This is a genomic window from Xanthobacter luteus, assembly GCF_040049235.1.
In the GTDB taxonomy this organism is placed as follows: Bacteria; Pseudomonadota; Alphaproteobacteria; order Rhizobiales; family Xanthobacteraceae; genus Xanthobacter.
In genome coordinates, this window is the sequence record NZ_JBDZDO010000001.1 from 87,925 (window position 1) to 102,078 (window position 14,154).

The 14,154-nt window shown below is 71.2% G+C and carries 13 protein-coding genes; 5 read left to right on the top strand and 8 right to left on the bottom strand.

All coding sequences use genetic code 11. The features are described from left to right. Positions 1-131: 131 nt before the first annotated feature. Entirely contained in the window at positions 132-872 is a 741-nt protein-coding gene (locus ABLE88_RS00510) for an invasion associated locus B family protein (RefSeq protein WP_348829383.1), read from the bottom strand. 210 nt (positions 873-1,082) lie between these two features. Here ABLE88_RS00510 and ABLE88_RS00515 point away from each other — a divergent pair, with 210 nt between their 5' ends. Then, positions 1,083-2,894, top strand: coding sequence for an extracellular solute-binding protein (locus ABLE88_RS00515; RefSeq protein ID WP_510182834.1), 1,812 nt, complete (start codon positions 1,083-1,085; stop codon positions 2,892-2,894). A 4-nt stretch (positions 2,895-2,898) separates the two neighbouring features. Here the strand turns inward: ABLE88_RS00515 and ABLE88_RS00520 are convergent, their stop codons facing one another. Further along, complete coding sequence (locus tag ABLE88_RS00520; RefSeq protein ID WP_348829384.1) at positions 2,899-3,390, bottom strand: hypothetical protein; 492 nt, start codon at positions 3,388-3,390, stop codon at positions 2,899-2,901. A 325-nt stretch (positions 3,391-3,715) separates the two neighbouring features. Here ABLE88_RS00520 and ABLE88_RS00525 point away from each other — a divergent pair, with 325 nt between their 5' ends. Both ABLE88_RS00525 and ABLE88_RS00530 read left to right on the top strand, forming a co-directional pair. Next, positions 3,716-4,462 carry an SH3 domain-containing protein gene (locus ABLE88_RS00525; RefSeq protein WP_348829386.1) on the top strand — a complete coding sequence of 249 codons (747 nt, stop codon included), beginning with the start codon at positions 3,716-3,718 and terminating at the stop codon, positions 4,460-4,462. A 92-nt stretch (positions 4,463-4,554) separates the two neighbouring features. Beyond that, a complete protein-coding gene (locus ABLE88_RS00530; RefSeq protein WP_348829387.1) occupies positions 4,555-4,896 on the top strand; it encodes a hypothetical protein in 342 nt (113 codons plus the stop codon). A 134-nt stretch (positions 4,897-5,030) separates the two neighbouring features. Here ABLE88_RS00530 and mfd read toward each other — a convergent pair whose 3' ends face one another. The 3 genes from mfd to surE all read right to left on the bottom strand — a co-directional run bounded on the left by mfd (position 5,031) and on the right by surE (position 9,818). Next, positions 5,031-8,540 carry a transcription-repair coupling factor gene (mfd, locus tag ABLE88_RS00535; protein ID WP_348829388.1) on the bottom strand — a complete coding sequence of 1,170 codons (3,510 nt, stop codon included), beginning with the start codon at positions 8,538-8,540 and terminating at the stop codon, positions 5,031-5,033. Between the two features lie 43 nt (positions 8,541-8,583). Further along, a complete protein-coding gene (locus tag ABLE88_RS00540) occupies positions 8,584-8,910 on the bottom strand; it encodes an FAD assembly factor SdhE (RefSeq protein WP_348829389.1) in 327 nt (108 codons plus the stop codon). A 140-nt stretch (positions 8,911-9,050) separates the two neighbouring features. After that, positions 9,051-9,818, bottom strand: coding sequence for a 5'/3'-nucleotidase SurE (surE, locus tag ABLE88_RS00545; protein ID WP_348829391.1), 768 nt, complete (start codon positions 9,816-9,818; stop codon positions 9,051-9,053). A gap of 205 nt (positions 9,819-10,023) precedes the next feature. Between surE and ABLE88_RS00550 the strand changes: the two genes are divergently transcribed. Further along, the gene (locus ABLE88_RS00550) at positions 10,024-11,502 is read left to right on the top strand and encodes a hypothetical protein (protein ID WP_348829392.1); all 1,479 of its coding nucleotides are present in this window, start codon (positions 10,024-10,026) and stop codon (positions 11,500-11,502) included. Positions 11,503-11,523: 21 nt separating this feature from the next. Here the strand turns inward: ABLE88_RS00550 and ABLE88_RS00555 are convergent, their stop codons facing one another. Beyond that, the gene (locus ABLE88_RS00555; RefSeq protein ID WP_348829393.1) at positions 11,524-11,736 is read right to left on the bottom strand and encodes a DUF2842 domain-containing protein; all 213 of its coding nucleotides are present in this window, start codon (positions 11,734-11,736) and stop codon (positions 11,524-11,526) included. Between the two features lie 152 nt (positions 11,737-11,888). Between ABLE88_RS00555 and ABLE88_RS00560 the strand changes: the two genes are divergently transcribed. Then, on the top strand, positions 11,889-12,971 hold the full coding sequence (locus ABLE88_RS00560; RefSeq protein WP_348829394.1) for a COX15/CtaA family protein: 1,083 nt from the start codon (positions 11,889-11,891) through the stop codon (positions 12,969-12,971). Between the two features lie 13 nt (positions 12,972-12,984). On the opposite strand, the gene ABLE88_RS00565 is transcribed toward ABLE88_RS00560, so the two are convergent. Both ABLE88_RS00565 and ABLE88_RS00570 read right to left on the bottom strand, forming a co-directional pair. Beyond that, positions 12,985-13,680 carry an LrgB family protein gene (locus ABLE88_RS00565; protein ID WP_348829396.1) on the bottom strand — a complete coding sequence of 232 codons (696 nt, stop codon included), beginning with the start codon at positions 13,678-13,680 and terminating at the stop codon, positions 12,985-12,987. Beyond that, positions 13,670-14,080 carry a CidA/LrgA family protein gene (locus ABLE88_RS00570; RefSeq protein WP_348831051.1) on the bottom strand — a complete coding sequence of 137 codons (411 nt, stop codon included), beginning with the start codon at positions 14,078-14,080 and terminating at the stop codon, positions 13,670-13,672. Before ABLE88_RS00570 ends, ABLE88_RS00565 begins: the two co-directional genes overlap by 11 nt. Positions 14,081-14,154: the final 74 nt, after the last annotated feature.

Consider the following 14,154-nt stretch of genomic DNA (forward strand, 5'->3'; position numbering starts at 1 on the left):
CCCCGCAACACCGGCACAACGAGAAACGCCGGGCGCGCAAGGCGGCCCGGCGTTTCTCGTTCTGGGTTCCTGACGGCGAAGGCCGGGGCCGACCGAGCGGGCCGGCCGTGGCTGTCGCGCCTAGGTCGAAGTCACTTGGGCGCGGCGCCCTGCGCCTTGGCGCGCTCGAGCTCCTGGCCCTTCTTGAGCAGCGCGGCCTTGCCCTGCTCCTCCTGGGCCTGCTTGGCGGCCTGCGCCTCTTCCATGCGCTTGCGCTCCTGCTCCATCGCCACCTTGGCGTCGACGCCCGGGCCGTCATAGACCTTGGTGAAGTCGCTGTTGGAAATGGGCAGGCTGAGGGTGCGGCCCTGGCCGTTCATCATCTGCAGATAGATGGCGTTGGCCTTCTTCATCTTGCCGATGAAGTCGGCATTGATCTCGGTCTCGCCGATGCAGGTGGCGCCGCCGCCCGGCATGGGCTGGCAGATGACGAAGGGCACCGCCACCGGGTCCTTGTCGAGGGTGATGCGCATGCCCGGCTGCAGGCGCATGCCGAGCGGCACGGCGATGGTCAGCCGGCGGCGCGGCTCGTCCTTCACCTCGATCAGGTCGACCTTGGCGATCGCCTGGCTCTCCACCCCGAGCACCTGGCTCAGGATGCAGACCTGCTTCTTGCTCTCCGGAATCTCCTGGCAGATCTTCTGCCAGGGCGAGGCCGAGAACTTCGGCTCCTCGGCGGGCGCGGCGGGGGCGGCCGCGGGCGCCTGGGCGGCGGGCTTCGCCGCCGGCTTGGTGGCGGGAGCCTGGGCGAAAGCCGAACCTGCGAGCGCCACAGCGACCAGCGTGGCGGCGCCCCCAGCCGTGAGCCGTCCGATGAATGGGATGTTAATCATTGTGGCCTTTCCTGTGTTGGCTGTCGCCGAAAACGTCGTGCGCTCGGCGCCGGGCCAGCACCCCCTCTGCGACCCCGGCTGTCTCGTGGTCAATTGAGGCAAGATGGTGGCGAACGAGACTCGGTTCCCCGCTCAGGGATCGATGTCGCTACCTTGCCCAGGATTGCGGCCAAGAAAGGACAGACGGGGCGTTACGGAAAGGAGCACGGCATGCGACCGCTTCACTGCGCCGCGCCGGCCGCTGCGCTCGGCCTCGCCTTGCTTGCCGGGCTGCCGCCGGCGCGCGCCGACGACGCGGACCCGCGGCCCGCGCTCGCCATGCGCGGCGCGCCCGACCTCGCCGAGGGGTTCCCAGCCTTTCCCTATGCCAATGCCGCGGCGCCCAAGGGCGGGCGGCTGACGCTTTCGGTCACCGGCACGTTCGACAGCCTCAACCCCTTCATCGTCAAAGGCTCGCCGACGCCGTTCGTGCGCGGCTACGTGGTCGAGAGCCTGATGGCGCGCTCGTTCGACGAGCCGTTCACGCTCTACCCGCTGATCGCCCGCACGGTCGCGACCGATGCCGCGCGCAGCTTCGTCGAGTTCTCGCTCGATCCCCGCGCGCGCTTTGCCGACGGCACGCCGGTGACGGCGACGGACGTGCTGTTCTCCCATGCGCTGCTGCGCGATCACGGGCGGCCGAACCACCGGCTCTATTATGCCAAGGTGGCCAGAGCCGAGGCGCTGTCCGGCGAGCGCGTCCGCTTCACCTTCACCGAGGCGGACCCGGAACTGCCGCTCATCATGGGCCTGATGCCGGTGTTCGCGCGCGCGGCGGTGGATCCGGAGCGTTTTGTCGAGACCAGCCTGTCCGCCCCGCTCGGCTCAGGCCCCTACGCCGTCGAGGCGGTCGAGGCGGGAGCGGGGCTCACGCTCGTCCGCAGGCCGGACTATTGGGGCCGCGATCTGCCGGTCAATCGCGGCCTCTATAACTTCGATACCCTGCGCTTTGTCTATTTCCGCGATGCCAACAGCGAGTTCGAGGCTTTCAAGAAGGGCCTCGTGGACGCCCGGTTCGAGACCGACCCGACCCGCTGGGAGACCGGCTACGACTTCAAGGCCGCCCGTACCGGCGAGGTGGTGCGCGAGGTGATCCCCACCGGCACGCCCAAGCCCTATTCGGCGCTGGTCTTCAACACCCGCAGGCCGGTCTTTGCCGACATCAGGGTGCGCCGGGCGCTCACCGAGCTGTTCGATTTCGAGTGGCTCGACCGCAATTTCTACCACGGCCTTTACGCCCGCACGAAAAGCTTCTTCCAGGACAGCGAGCTCGCGAGCACCGGCCGGCCCGCCGACGCGCGCGAGACCGCGCTGCTCGCGCCTTATGCCGGCGAGATCGTGCCGGAGGCTTTGCTCGGCACGCTGGTGCCCCCGGTCTCCGACGGTTCCGGCCGGGATCGCGCGCGGCGCCGGGCCGCCTTCGCCCTGCTGGAGGCCGCCGGCTGGCACCTCTCGGACGGCGCGGTGCGGCGCGTGGGGACCGGCGAGCCGCTCGGCTTCGAGATCATGGTGGCGACCCGCGACCAGGAGCGGCTCGCGCTCGCATATGCGAGCCAGCTGGAGCGCGCCGGCATCGCGGCGCGGGTGCGGTTCGTGGACGCGGTGCAGTTCGACGCGCGCCGCAACGCCTACGACTTCGACATGGCGCCGGCGATCTGGAGCCAGTCGCTCTCGCCGGGCAACGAGCAGGCCTTCTATTTCGGCGCGGCGAGCGCCGACACGCCGGGCACGCGCAATTATATGGGCGCGAAGAGCCCGGCGGTGGACGCCGCCATCGCTGCGCTGGTCGCGGCTAAGGAGGAAGACGACTTCATCGCCGCCGCGCGGGCGCTCGACCGGGCGCTGCTTTCGGGAGCCTTCGCCATCCCGCTGTTCCATACGCCGGGCCAGTGGCTGGCGCGCTGGACACGCATCGCCCGGCCGGAGCGGGCCTCGCTCTATGGCACCTTGCCGGAGACGTGGTGGCGGGTCCCGGGCCAATGACCCGTCACGCCGGCAGCGGTCCGCCGCCGCCGCCGCCCCTCAGCGCGCGCAGGCCGAGCAGAACGAACAGCAGCAGGACCAGGCCCTGGGCGATCGCGAAGGGCGGCTCCGACTGGGTGGGCGCCAGCGTCTGCAGCGACGGCACCTTGGCGAATGCCTGGGCCACGCCGACGAACACCAGCAGATAGAGGCTGGCGACCGCGCTGCCCACATAGATGGCGCGCCAGCGGCCGCCGAGGTCGCGGCCATAGAGCCCGTAGAGCGCCACGGCGAGCACGACGAGCGCCAGCCCCCCGACCACGTGGGATGGCTTCACCTCGTCGATGGGGAAGAGGAATCCGGTGACGCTGGTGAGCACCGCGGTGGCCAGGAACAGCCCGGTGCCGGAAGGCCTTGCCTCGCCGCGGACCAGGCCGAGAACGACGAAGATCCCCGCCGCGATGGCGATCAGGCTGAGCCAGGTATGAATGCCGGTGAGCGTGGTGGGATCGAACATGGGCGTCCCCCGATGGAAGTGCGTCATGATGGGCCAAGCGGATGGCATTTGCATCCCTTCTTCCGGCGCGGCGCGCGCCTTGAGCGCGCCCCGCTTCCCCAGAGGAGGCCCGAACGCGGTGCGTAATGAAGCCGATGCCGATCTGTAACGGGCAAATATCGGCCGCATTTCATTTTCAGTATCGGTGTGTCTTCGGCGCCTTCTGCTGGCACGTGGACCGGATGCCGACTTGAGCAAATGGAGGTCGTGAGGTCGGGCGGCTTCACCGAATATCAACCGTCATCTGTGTGAGCTTGGGCCCGCACAGCCGGCGAGGAGGGGATACATGTCGGGCCTCCAGCGCGCGCAGCGGCGCATAGCGCCCCGAGTTCTTTCAGGCACCAGCCCAGCGCGTGCGAACGCGGGGTCGCGGCCGCGCGCCGCCGTCGCTCGCCCCCAGCGTGCGCGCGTCGAGGGCGTCACCCTGCCCGCCCTGTGGCGCCTGCTCGCCATCGCCGCCTGCGCCGGCATTCTCGGCGGCGGCGCTTTGCTCGGCGTCCAATTGTCGAGCGCGCCCTCCGTGCCGGCCGCGCCGGACGATCACCGCCGCCTCGCCGTGAAGGTCGCCTCCATCCTCGGCGCCCCGCCCGCGCCGGAGCGCCCCCGGGCCGAGGCGCCGCCGACGGCAGAGGACTTCGCGCGGCCCGCTTTTCTCGAGCCCCTGCCGGCCCCGGGCGCCGCGACCGCGACGCGCGCGCTCGCCGCCGCTGCGCGGCCGGCCGACGAGGCGCCGCGCCAGACGCCCGATCCCCAAGCCTCCGAGGGCGATGCCCGGGTGACGGCCATCGAGGCCCCGGCGCTGCCGCCGGCCCCGCTTCCTCCGCCGCAGCCGGCCGCCGGCGCCGGCGCGCGCACCGCCCGTATCGCCTTCGACGTCACCATGCGGTCGGGCCCGCGCCGCGGAGCCGCCGCCATCGGACAGATCGACCGGAACACGCGGGTCACCGTGATCGCGTGCAAGTCCTGGTGCGAGGTGGTGAGCGGCGGCAAGCGCGGCTTCGTCTACCGCCGCGCGGTGGACCAGCGCTCCTGAACATTGGTCGCAGGCGCGCAGGGATCGAAATTGCCCGGCGGAGCGTTATCTTGGCGGTGACACGCTGAAGCGTGCAATTTGGAGGACCTGCCATGAAGACCATCGTCAAGGCCGTCGCCGCGCTCGCCATCGCCCTCGCTCCGGCCGCGGCCGCCGCGCAGGGCGTCGTCCAGGGCGCGCAGGACGGTGCCAAGAAGGGGGCGAATGTCGGCAATGAAGCCGCCGGACCGGTGGGCGCCGCCGTCGGCGGCACGGTCGGCGGTATGGGTGGTGGCGCGGTCGGCGGCGTGAAAGGCGGTGCCCAGGGCGCCGTGAGCGGCGCCAAGCAGGGTGCCAAGGCTGGCGAGAAGGCCGCCGGCCCGGTGGGCGCCGCGGTCGGCGGCACCGTGGGCGCGGTCGGCGGCACCGTCGGCGGCGCGCTCGGCATCAAGTAGCGCGGCCGCCGCGCTCGGGCTCGCTGGCGCGGCCCGCGCGCACCGTTTCCGCAATGCCGCCCCTGCTTCTCGCAAGCAGGGGCAAGGGGGAATGTTTGCCAGCCCGCTGACCAGAGGGAGCGGGCCGCCTCCGCTCAGAGCCCTTTCTTCTGCGCCAGGGCGGCGAGCTTCTTCAGGATCGACAGCGTGCCCTTCACCCGCGCCTCGGGCCGCGGCCAGTCGCGCAGGAACACCACCTTGAAGTCGGGCCGCACCTTGGCCTGCGGACCGTCCTGGCCGATCAGCTTCACCAGGCCCGAGGGGTCGGCGAACTCGTTGCCGCGGAAGCCCAGCACCACGCCCTTCGGGCCGGCGTCCACCTTCTCCACATTGGCCTTGCGCGCCAGCGCCTTGATCTTGGCGAGCTCCACCAGGTGCCCCACCTCCTCCGGCGCCGGGCCGAAGCGGTCGGTGAGCTCCGCGGAGAAGCCGTCGATCTCCTGGTCTTCCTGGAGGTCCGCGAGCCGCCGATAGAGCGCGAGGCGCACGTGCAGGTCGGCGACATAGTCCTCGGGGATCAGGACCGGCGTGCCGATGGTGATGTTGGGCGACCACTTGTCGTCCACGAAGTCGGTGATGCCGGCCTTGATGTGGGCGATCGCCTCCTGGAGCATCTCCTGGTAAAGCTCGTAGCCCACCTCCTTGATGTGGCCCGACTGCTCGTCGCCGAGCAGGTTGCCGGCGCCGCGAATGTCGAGGTCGTGGCTCGCCAGCTGGAAGCCGGCGCCCAGCGTCTCCAGCGACTGCAGCACCTTGAGGCGCCGCTCGGCCTGCGCCGTCACCGGCTTCGAGGCCGGCACGGTGAAGATGGCATAGGCGCGCTGCTTCGCCCGGCCCACCCGGCCGCGCAATTGGTAGAGCTGGGCGAGGCCGAACATGTCCGCCCGGTGGACGATGAGCGTGTTGGCATTCGGCACGTCGAGCCCGCTCTCCACGATGGTGGTGGAGAGCAGCACGTCGTACTGCCCGTCATAGAAGGCGCTCATGATGTCCTCGAGCGCGCCCGCCGCCAACTGGCCGTGGGCCACCGCCACCTTGACCTCCGGGACCGAGGCCTCGAGGAATTCCCGCACCTCCCCGAGGTCTTCGATGCGCGGCACCACGTAGAAGCTCTGGCCGCCGCGATAGCGCTCGCGCAGCAGCGCCTCGCGCACGATCAGCGGGTCGAACGGCGTCACGAAGGTGCGCACCGCGAGCCGGTCCACCGGCGGCGTGGCGATGATAGAGAGTTCGCGCACCCCGGTCATGGCGAGCTGGAGCGTGCGCGGGATGGGGGTCGCGGTCAGGGTCAGCACGTGCACCTCGGCCCGCAGCTGCTTCAGGCGCTCCTTGTGGGCGACGCCGAAATGCTGCTCCTCGTCGACGATGACGAGGCCGAGATCCTTGAAGTGGATCGCCTTGCCCAAGAGCGCGTGGGTGCCCACCACGATGTCGAGGGTGCCGTCGGAAATGCCCGCCTTGACCGCGGTCAGCTCCTTGCCGGTGACCATGCGCGAGGCCTGGGCGATGTTGACCGGCAGGCCCTTGAAGCGGTCGCTGAAGGTCTTGAAGTGCTGGCGCGCGAGCAGGGTGGTCGGCACCACCACCGCCACCTGCTTGCCGGCGAGCGCCACCGCGAACGCCGCGCGCAGCGCCACCTCGGTCTTGCCGAAGCCCACGTCGCCGCAGATCAGCCGGTCCATGGGCCGGCCCGAGGCGAGGTCGTCCAGCACCGCCTCGATGGCGCCTTCCTGGTCGTCGGTCTCCTCATAGGGGAAGCGGGCGCGGAACTCGTCGTAGAGCCCGGCGGCGGGCACCAGTCGCGGCGCCTCGCCGAGCTGGCGCGCGGCGGCGATCTTGATCAGCTCGGCGGCCATCTCGCGGATGCGCTTCTTCATGCGCGACTTGCGCGCCTGCCAGCCGCCGCCGCCCAATTTGTCGAGCTGGGCCTCGGTGTCCTCCGAGCCGTAGCGGCTCAGCAGCTCCAGATTCTCCACCGGCAGGAACAGCTTGTCGCCGCCGGCATAATGGATTTCCAGGCAGTCGTGGGGCGCGCCCATGGCCTCGATGGCTTTCAGGCCGACGAAGCGGCCGATGCCATGATCCACATGCACCACGAGGTCGCCGGCGGTGAGCGCGGTCAGTTCCGAGATCACGTCCTGCGGCCGGCGCGCCTTGCGCTTCGGGCGCACCAGGCGGTCGCCAAGGATGTCCTGCTCGCCAATCAGGGCGAAGTCCGGCGTCTCGAACCCCGCCTCGACGCCGTAGACCGCGAGCGCGGCCTGGGTCTTGGGCAGCGCCGCGAGGCTGTCGAAGCGCGAAATGGCGGCGGTGCCGGTCAGGCCATGGTCGGCCAGCACCGTGCCGAGGCGCTCGCGCGAACCCTCGGACCAGCCGGCGAGGATCACCTTCTTCGACTTCTGCAGCTCGCGCACATAAGCGACCGCCGCGTCGAACACGTTGCCCTCGGGGTCGGCCCGCTCGGCGGCGAAGGAGCGGCCCTGGACGCCGCCGAGGTCGACGGCATGGCGCGCCGCGCTCTCGGGCGCCGCGAACGGCGTCAGCCGGGCGACGGGCACGTCGGCGATGCGCCGGGTCCATTCGGGGCCGGTCAGGTAGAGCCGGTCCGGCGGCAGGGGGTTGTAGACCGATCCGCCCGAGGGATGATCGAGCGCATCCTTGCGCGCCGCATAATAGTCGGCGATCTGGGCGATGCGCTCGCCCGCCGCCTCGTCGGCCAGTGCGTCGAGCACCAGCGGCGTGCCCTCCACATAATCGAACAGCGTGTCCATGCCCTCGTGGAACAGCGGCAGCCAGTGCTCCATGCCGGCGTGGCGGCGGCCCTCGCTCACGGCCTCGTAGAGCGTGTCGCCCTTCTGGGCGGCACCGAACTGGGCCACATAGGCCATGCGGAAGCGCCGCATGGTGTCGGTGGTGAGCTGGAACTCGGCCATGGGCACGAGATCGAGCGCCCGCATCTGCCCGGTGGTGCGCTGGGTCTCGGGATCGAAGGCGCGGATGCTCTCCAGCGTGTCGCCGAAGAAATCGAGCCGGATCGGCGCGTCGAGGCCGGGCGGAAAGAGGTCGATGAGGCCACCGCGCACGGCGTATTCGCCGGTGTCGCGCACGGTGGGGGTGCGCAGGAAGCCGTTCTGCTCGGCCCACTGGGTCACGCCGTCGAGGGCGATGGCGTTGCCGGGCGCGGCCGAGAGCGACTGCGCCGTCACCAGCCCCTTGGCCGGCACGCGCTGTACCGTGGCGTTGACCGTGGTGAGCACCACGCTCGCCGGGCCGCCTTTGACCCGCGCCAGGCGGGCGAGTGTCGCCATGCGCCGGGCGATGATGGCGGCGTTGGGCGAGGCGCGGTCATAGGGCAGGCAGTCCCAGGACGGGAAGGTGAAGACCTGGAGCTCCGGCGCGAAGAAGCCGAGCCCGCGTTCCAGCGCCGCGAGGCGCCGGCCGTCGCGGCAGATCACCAGCAGGCTCGGCCAGGGCGCATCCTTCGCCGCGGCGACCGCGCGCGCGAGGTCGGCCACCGCCATGCCCTCCATGCCGTCGGCGACGCGCGAGAGGATGAGGGGCCGGCCCTTCTGAAGGGCCTCGGCGAGCAGGCGGGGACGCTTCACGACAGGCTCCGGGATCAGGGGGAAGGCAAGCGGCGGCGGCCGCTCAGTCCGGCAGGCCGCGGCCGGAGAGGTGGAAATCCTTCAGCCGCCGCAGGAGAGGCGTGTCGTGCTCGGCCGGCACCGCGAGGGTGCCGCAGATCCAGGAGAATGCCTCCTGGTCCTGGGCATCGAGCAGAAGCTCCAGCGCCTCCAGCTCGGCGTCCGAGAGGCGGTCGATCTCCGCGTCGACGAAGCGGCCCATGATGAAGTCCATCTCGCGCATGCCGCGATGCCGGGCGCGGAACAGGATGCGGCGGCGGCGCGTGTCGAGCCCGTCGCTCGATCTGATGGTGCCGGGCGGTGGGGAGCCGGACGTCGGGGAGCCGGACATGGGCGACCTTTCGGCTGAATCACGGATCGCGGCCGCGCCCCAAGGCGCGTCCGACGCGGTGCTTATAGGATCAAGCGCGGGCCTTTGGCCAGCCGTGCGGGTTTGGGGGGACGCAGCGGCGGCGCCCCTGCCCGCTGCGCCTATTTCTCCGCGAACAGCAGAGCAAGGCGCGTCATCTGCGGCTCGTCGGTCATGTCGAGCCGCAGCGGCGTCACCGAGATCCGGCCTTCGTCGAGCGCCCGCAGGTCCGAGCCGGGCGCGGTGTCGAAGATGCGCCGCTCGAAGGCGATCCAGTAATAGGGGGTGTTGCGCCCGTCGTGGCGTGCCTCGATGCGCATCAGCTTCTGGTCGCGCTTGCCCTGGAAGGTGACGGCGATGCCGGTGATCTCGTCGGGCGTGCGGTCGGGGAAGTTCACGTTCATGACGATGCCGGGCGGGATGCCCTCCTTGAGCAGCCGCCGGATCAAATCGGGCGCGTGCGTCACCGCCGTGGCGAAGCTCGGATTCTCCCGGCTCTTCATGCCGAACGCTTGGGACAGGGCGATGGACGGGATGCCGAGGATGGTGCCCTCGATGGCGCCCGCCACGGTGCCGGAATAGCTCACGTCCTCGGCGATGTTCTGGCCCCGGTTCACGCCCGAGAGCACGAGGTCCGGCGGGGTGTCGTACATCAAATGGCGCACCGCCATGATCACGCAGTCCGTGGGCGTGCCCTTGACCGCATAGCGCCGCTCGTCCACCTGCCGCAGGCGCAGCGGGTCGGAGAGCGAGAGCGAATGGGCGACGCCCGACTGGTCGAATTCCGGCGCCACCACCCACACGTCGTCCGAGAGCGCGGAAGCGATCTGGGCGCAGGCATCGAGGCCGGACGCGTGGATGCCGTCGTCGTTGGTCACCAGGATGCGCATGGATGGGGTCTCGTCGATCGTGCGGTGGGAAGTGCCTCTGCGTCGGGCCGGGCATGAATAGGCCCTGAGTGCGAACCCGCCAAGTCGCAATGCGGGGAGCGTCCCCGGCCTGGTCCCCCAGCCGGCGCCGTTTACCAACTCTCAACCATGTTCGGGTCTGCTGCATGGTCGCGGCATCAAAGCCGCGAATCGAGGCAGTCGGCCGATGGCGCAGTCGATCGCATATGCGTTCAGCGAGGCGCGGCGGGTACGCCCTTCCGCCCGCGCGGTCGCCTGGGCGGGGCTCGCGGTTGCGGCCGTGCTCGCGCTCTTTCCGCTGCGCTTCACCGCCTCCAGCACCCTGGAGTTCGACGTCGGCGCCGAGCCGCCCGCCGCGATCACCCGCGGCATGGCGCAGCTGATCGCCTCCCGCGAGATGGCGCATGATGCCCTCCAGAAGCTCGACCCGGTGGACCTCGCGCGGCTAGCCGCCGGCGGCACGCTCACCGGCGCGGCCAGCGACTTCCGCTCCGCCGCCGCCCGCGCCGCCTGGCGCCTGATGGAAAATATCGAGGTCACGCCGCTGCACGGCGCCCGCGCGCTGGAAATCTCGGTCTCCGCCCCGAGCGCGGTGCTGGCGTCCCGCGTCGCCAACGCTTATGTGGCCGCCTTGCTCGACATGCAGGCTTCGGCGCGCGCCCAGGCGGAAGCCGAGGCGCAGGGCTTCGCGCTGCCGGTGATGCGGCGCGGGCCGGCCGCCGGCCTGCCGATGCTTCCCGATCCGCCCCGCCCGGTGCCGCTCGCGCTCCTGCTCGGCGGCGCGGCGGCCCTCATTTTGTCGCGCCGCATGGGGCGCCGCGCCGCGCCTTTGGGCCAGGTGGAGGCCGACGACCTGCCGCGCGAGCTGGAAGGCGGCGTGCGGGTGCAGTGGCTCGATGCCGGCGAGGATCGCGGGCTCGACGCGGGCGCCGCCGTGGAGCGGCTGGCGGCGCTGCTGGAGCCGGATTCTCCCACGGGACAGGTGGTGATCGTCACCTCGGACGACTGGCCGGAGGCTTCGGCGCGCTGCGCCGTGGATCTGGCGCGCCGGCTGGCGGAGGACACGCGCGTCGCCCTCCTCGCCCTCGACGGCAGCGCCGAGGAACTCGGCGCGCTGGTCTCCGACCCGCGCGCTCCGGGGGTGAGCGAGCTTCTGTTCGGCGTCGCCGGCTTCGGCGAGACCATCCACCGCGATACCCATTCGCGCGCCCACGTCATCCCGCCCGGCCGCGATGCGCGCGGCGGGCCCGGAATGGTCGGCGCGGAACGCCTCGTTCTGGTGCTCGGCGCCCTGCGCCAGACCTACGATCACGTGGTGGTGGCGGCGCCGAGCCTCGCCGGCAGCCGGGGGGCGGAGCGTCTGTCCCAGCTCGATCCGCTCTTGGTGTGCATCCATGGGGAGGCGCTGCCCGCGACCGCCGCCGTGGAGCGCTACGACGCGATCGTCGCGCGCAGCTTCCGGCGCGTCGCCATGCTGTGCCTTTCGACCCGCGCCTTCGATCCGCCCTCGGTCTCGAGCGATCCGCACACGCTGGCGCCGCCGAGTCTCGACGCGCAGGACATCCCCCTGCCCTGTCCGACGCCCCTGCCGCGCGACGAAGCCTTCGGCGAAAGCGATCGCGCGCGCGCCCGCCCCTCCCGGCTCCCGCTCGCCGGCGCGGCCTGACGGGCGCCGGCGAGCGCGGCCTCAGGCGCGCCGGTCGGGCTGCTCCATCCACCAGATGAGCGCCCCGGCGGGGATCACCCAGAGCGTGCCCAGAAGGACGTAGCACACCGTCTGGAGCGCCCAGTGCAGCTCCGTGACGCGCCCCTGGGCGAGCGCCATGGCGCCGAGCGCCCAGAACACCACCAGGGCCAGCATCACCACGGTGCCGATCAACTTGCGCAGACGCTGGGGCATCAAGACCTCTCATTCCTCGACGCGCTCGCCGCCCCTTGGGAAGGCCTGGAAACGGCCCGAGGGGGGCGACACCGCATCCCTTGCGCGGCGCGCCTGCCCTCTATAACGGAACCTGCGGGAGGGCTTAAGGAGCAGGGCCGGAGAAGCCGAGAATGTCGCAGGCGGTGTCGAGTTCGGGCAACAGCGCGCCGCGCGCGCAGGCGCCGGTCCGCATCTGGCTTTACGCGGTGGCGGCGCTGATCGTCGCCATGATCGTGGTGGGCGGGGCGACCCGGCTCACCGAATCCGGCCTCTCCATCACCGAATGGAAGCCCGTCACCGGCGCCCTGCCGCCTTTGTCCCAGGCCGACTGGCAAGCCGAGTTCGACAAGTACAAGACCATCCCGCAATACGAGATCCTCAACCAGGGCATGGGGCTTGAGGACTTCAAGCGCATCTATTGGTGGGAATGGGGCCACCGCCTGCTCGGCCGGCTGATCGGCGTCGCCTTCCTGCTGCCGTTCCTGTGGTTCGCATTTCGCGGCGTGCTGCGCGGCCGGCTGCTGGCGCAGACCTTCGGCCTGTTCCTGCTGGGCGGGCTGCAGGGCGCCATCGGCTGGTGGATGGTGGCCTCGGGCCTGACGGAACGCACCTCGGTGAGCCAATACCGGCTGGCGGTGCACCTGACGCTGGCCTGCGTCATCCTGGCGGCCATCGTCGCCGTCGCCCGGTCCATCTCCGGGGCGCCGCGGGCGGCGGCGGGCGCGCTCCAGCGCGCGCTCGCCTGGACGGTGCTGAGCCTGGTGCTGTTGCAGATCTTCGCCGGCGGCCTGGTGGCCGGGCTCGATGCCGGCATGGCCTACAACACCTGGCCGCTGATGGACGGCCATCTCGTGCCGCCGCTGGAGCAGCTGGCGGCGACGCATCCGTTCTGGCGCAACCTGTTCGAGAACGCGCTCACGGTGCAGTTCAACCACCGCATGATCGCCTATGCGATCTGGGCGCTCGCCCTCGCCGCAGCCCTCGCCGGCCGGAGCCTGCCCGCGCCGGCCGCCGGCCGGGGCTGGCTGCTGTTCGCCGCCGTGACGGCGCAGGCCGCCCTCGGCGTCCTCACCCTGGTCCACCAGGTGCCGATCGATCTCGCCCTCGCCCACCAGTTCGGCGCCGCGGTGGTGCTGATCCTCGCCACCTTCAATGTGCACGGCCTCGCCGCCGCCGGGGAACGGGCGCCTCAGCCGGCCCTCGCGTCGGGCTGAGCGGGGCGGCAACTCAGCGCAGGAACACCGCCACCGCCGGGGCCACGAGCACGTTGAACAGGCCCGCGAGCACCATGACGAGGCCGGCGACGGAGCCCTCCTCGCCGCCGATCTGATGCGCCTTCGCGACCCCCGCACCGTGGGCGCCCATGCCGAGCAGGGCGCCGCGCGCCAGCGCGGAGCGCAGCGGCATCGCCTTCATCACCAGCTCTCCCAACGCCGCGCCGCAGATGCCAGTGGCGATGACGAACACCGCCGCAAGGTCCGGCGCCCCACCGAGATCCTGGGCGATGGCGACCGCGAACGGCGTCGAGGTGGAGCGCGGCATCAGGCTGAGCTGGAGCTGCTGCGACAGGCCCATGAGGTCCGCCAGCAGGAAGGCGGTGGACATGGAAAGCGCCGAGCCCACCATGACCCCCGCCGCCAGCACCGGCCAATGGCGGCGGATCAGCGCCCGCTGCTCGTAGATCGGGATGGCGAAGGCGACGGTGGCGGGTCCCATCATCATCACCAGCCAATGGGTGCCGCGGATATAGTCGGCATAGCCCGTATGGAGGCTGAGCGCCGCCGCGCCGACCAGCAGCGGCGTGGTGAGCAAAGGCGAGGTCCACCACGCCCTCCAGCGCCGGTGGACGCGCCGCGCGATGGCATAGGCGCCGATGGTCACCGCCGACCAGAACACCGCGGCAAGCAGCGGATCATGCAGCATTCCGCCCGCCCCGCATGCGCCAGCGCCAGGCGAGATCGACCGCGAGCGCGGTGCCGCCCATGACCGCGAGCGTGCCGGCGAGGATCACCGCCGCCACCTTCAGACCGAGGAGGCCCATCAGTTCGCGATGATCGAGGATCGCCATCACGGCGGGCACGAAGAACAGCAGCATCTCCGCCAGCAGCCAGCCGGCGCCGCGCCGCACGGCGATGGGACGCACGCGCTTGGTGGCGAGCAGTCCGAGCACGAGGACCATGCCGACGATCCCCCCGGGCAGCGGCAGCCCTGAAATGCGCACCACCCCTTCGCCCAGCACCCAGAATGCCGCCAGAAGCCCGATCTGGAGCAGAATGCTGCGATGCAGCATATGCCGCATGTTGCGCAGCATGAAGTGCAGCATTTCGGCGCCTCGGTGCCGACGCACGGCCGGAGAACCCGAAGTGGCGGCCAGACCGGCAAGCGTGTGAGGGCGGA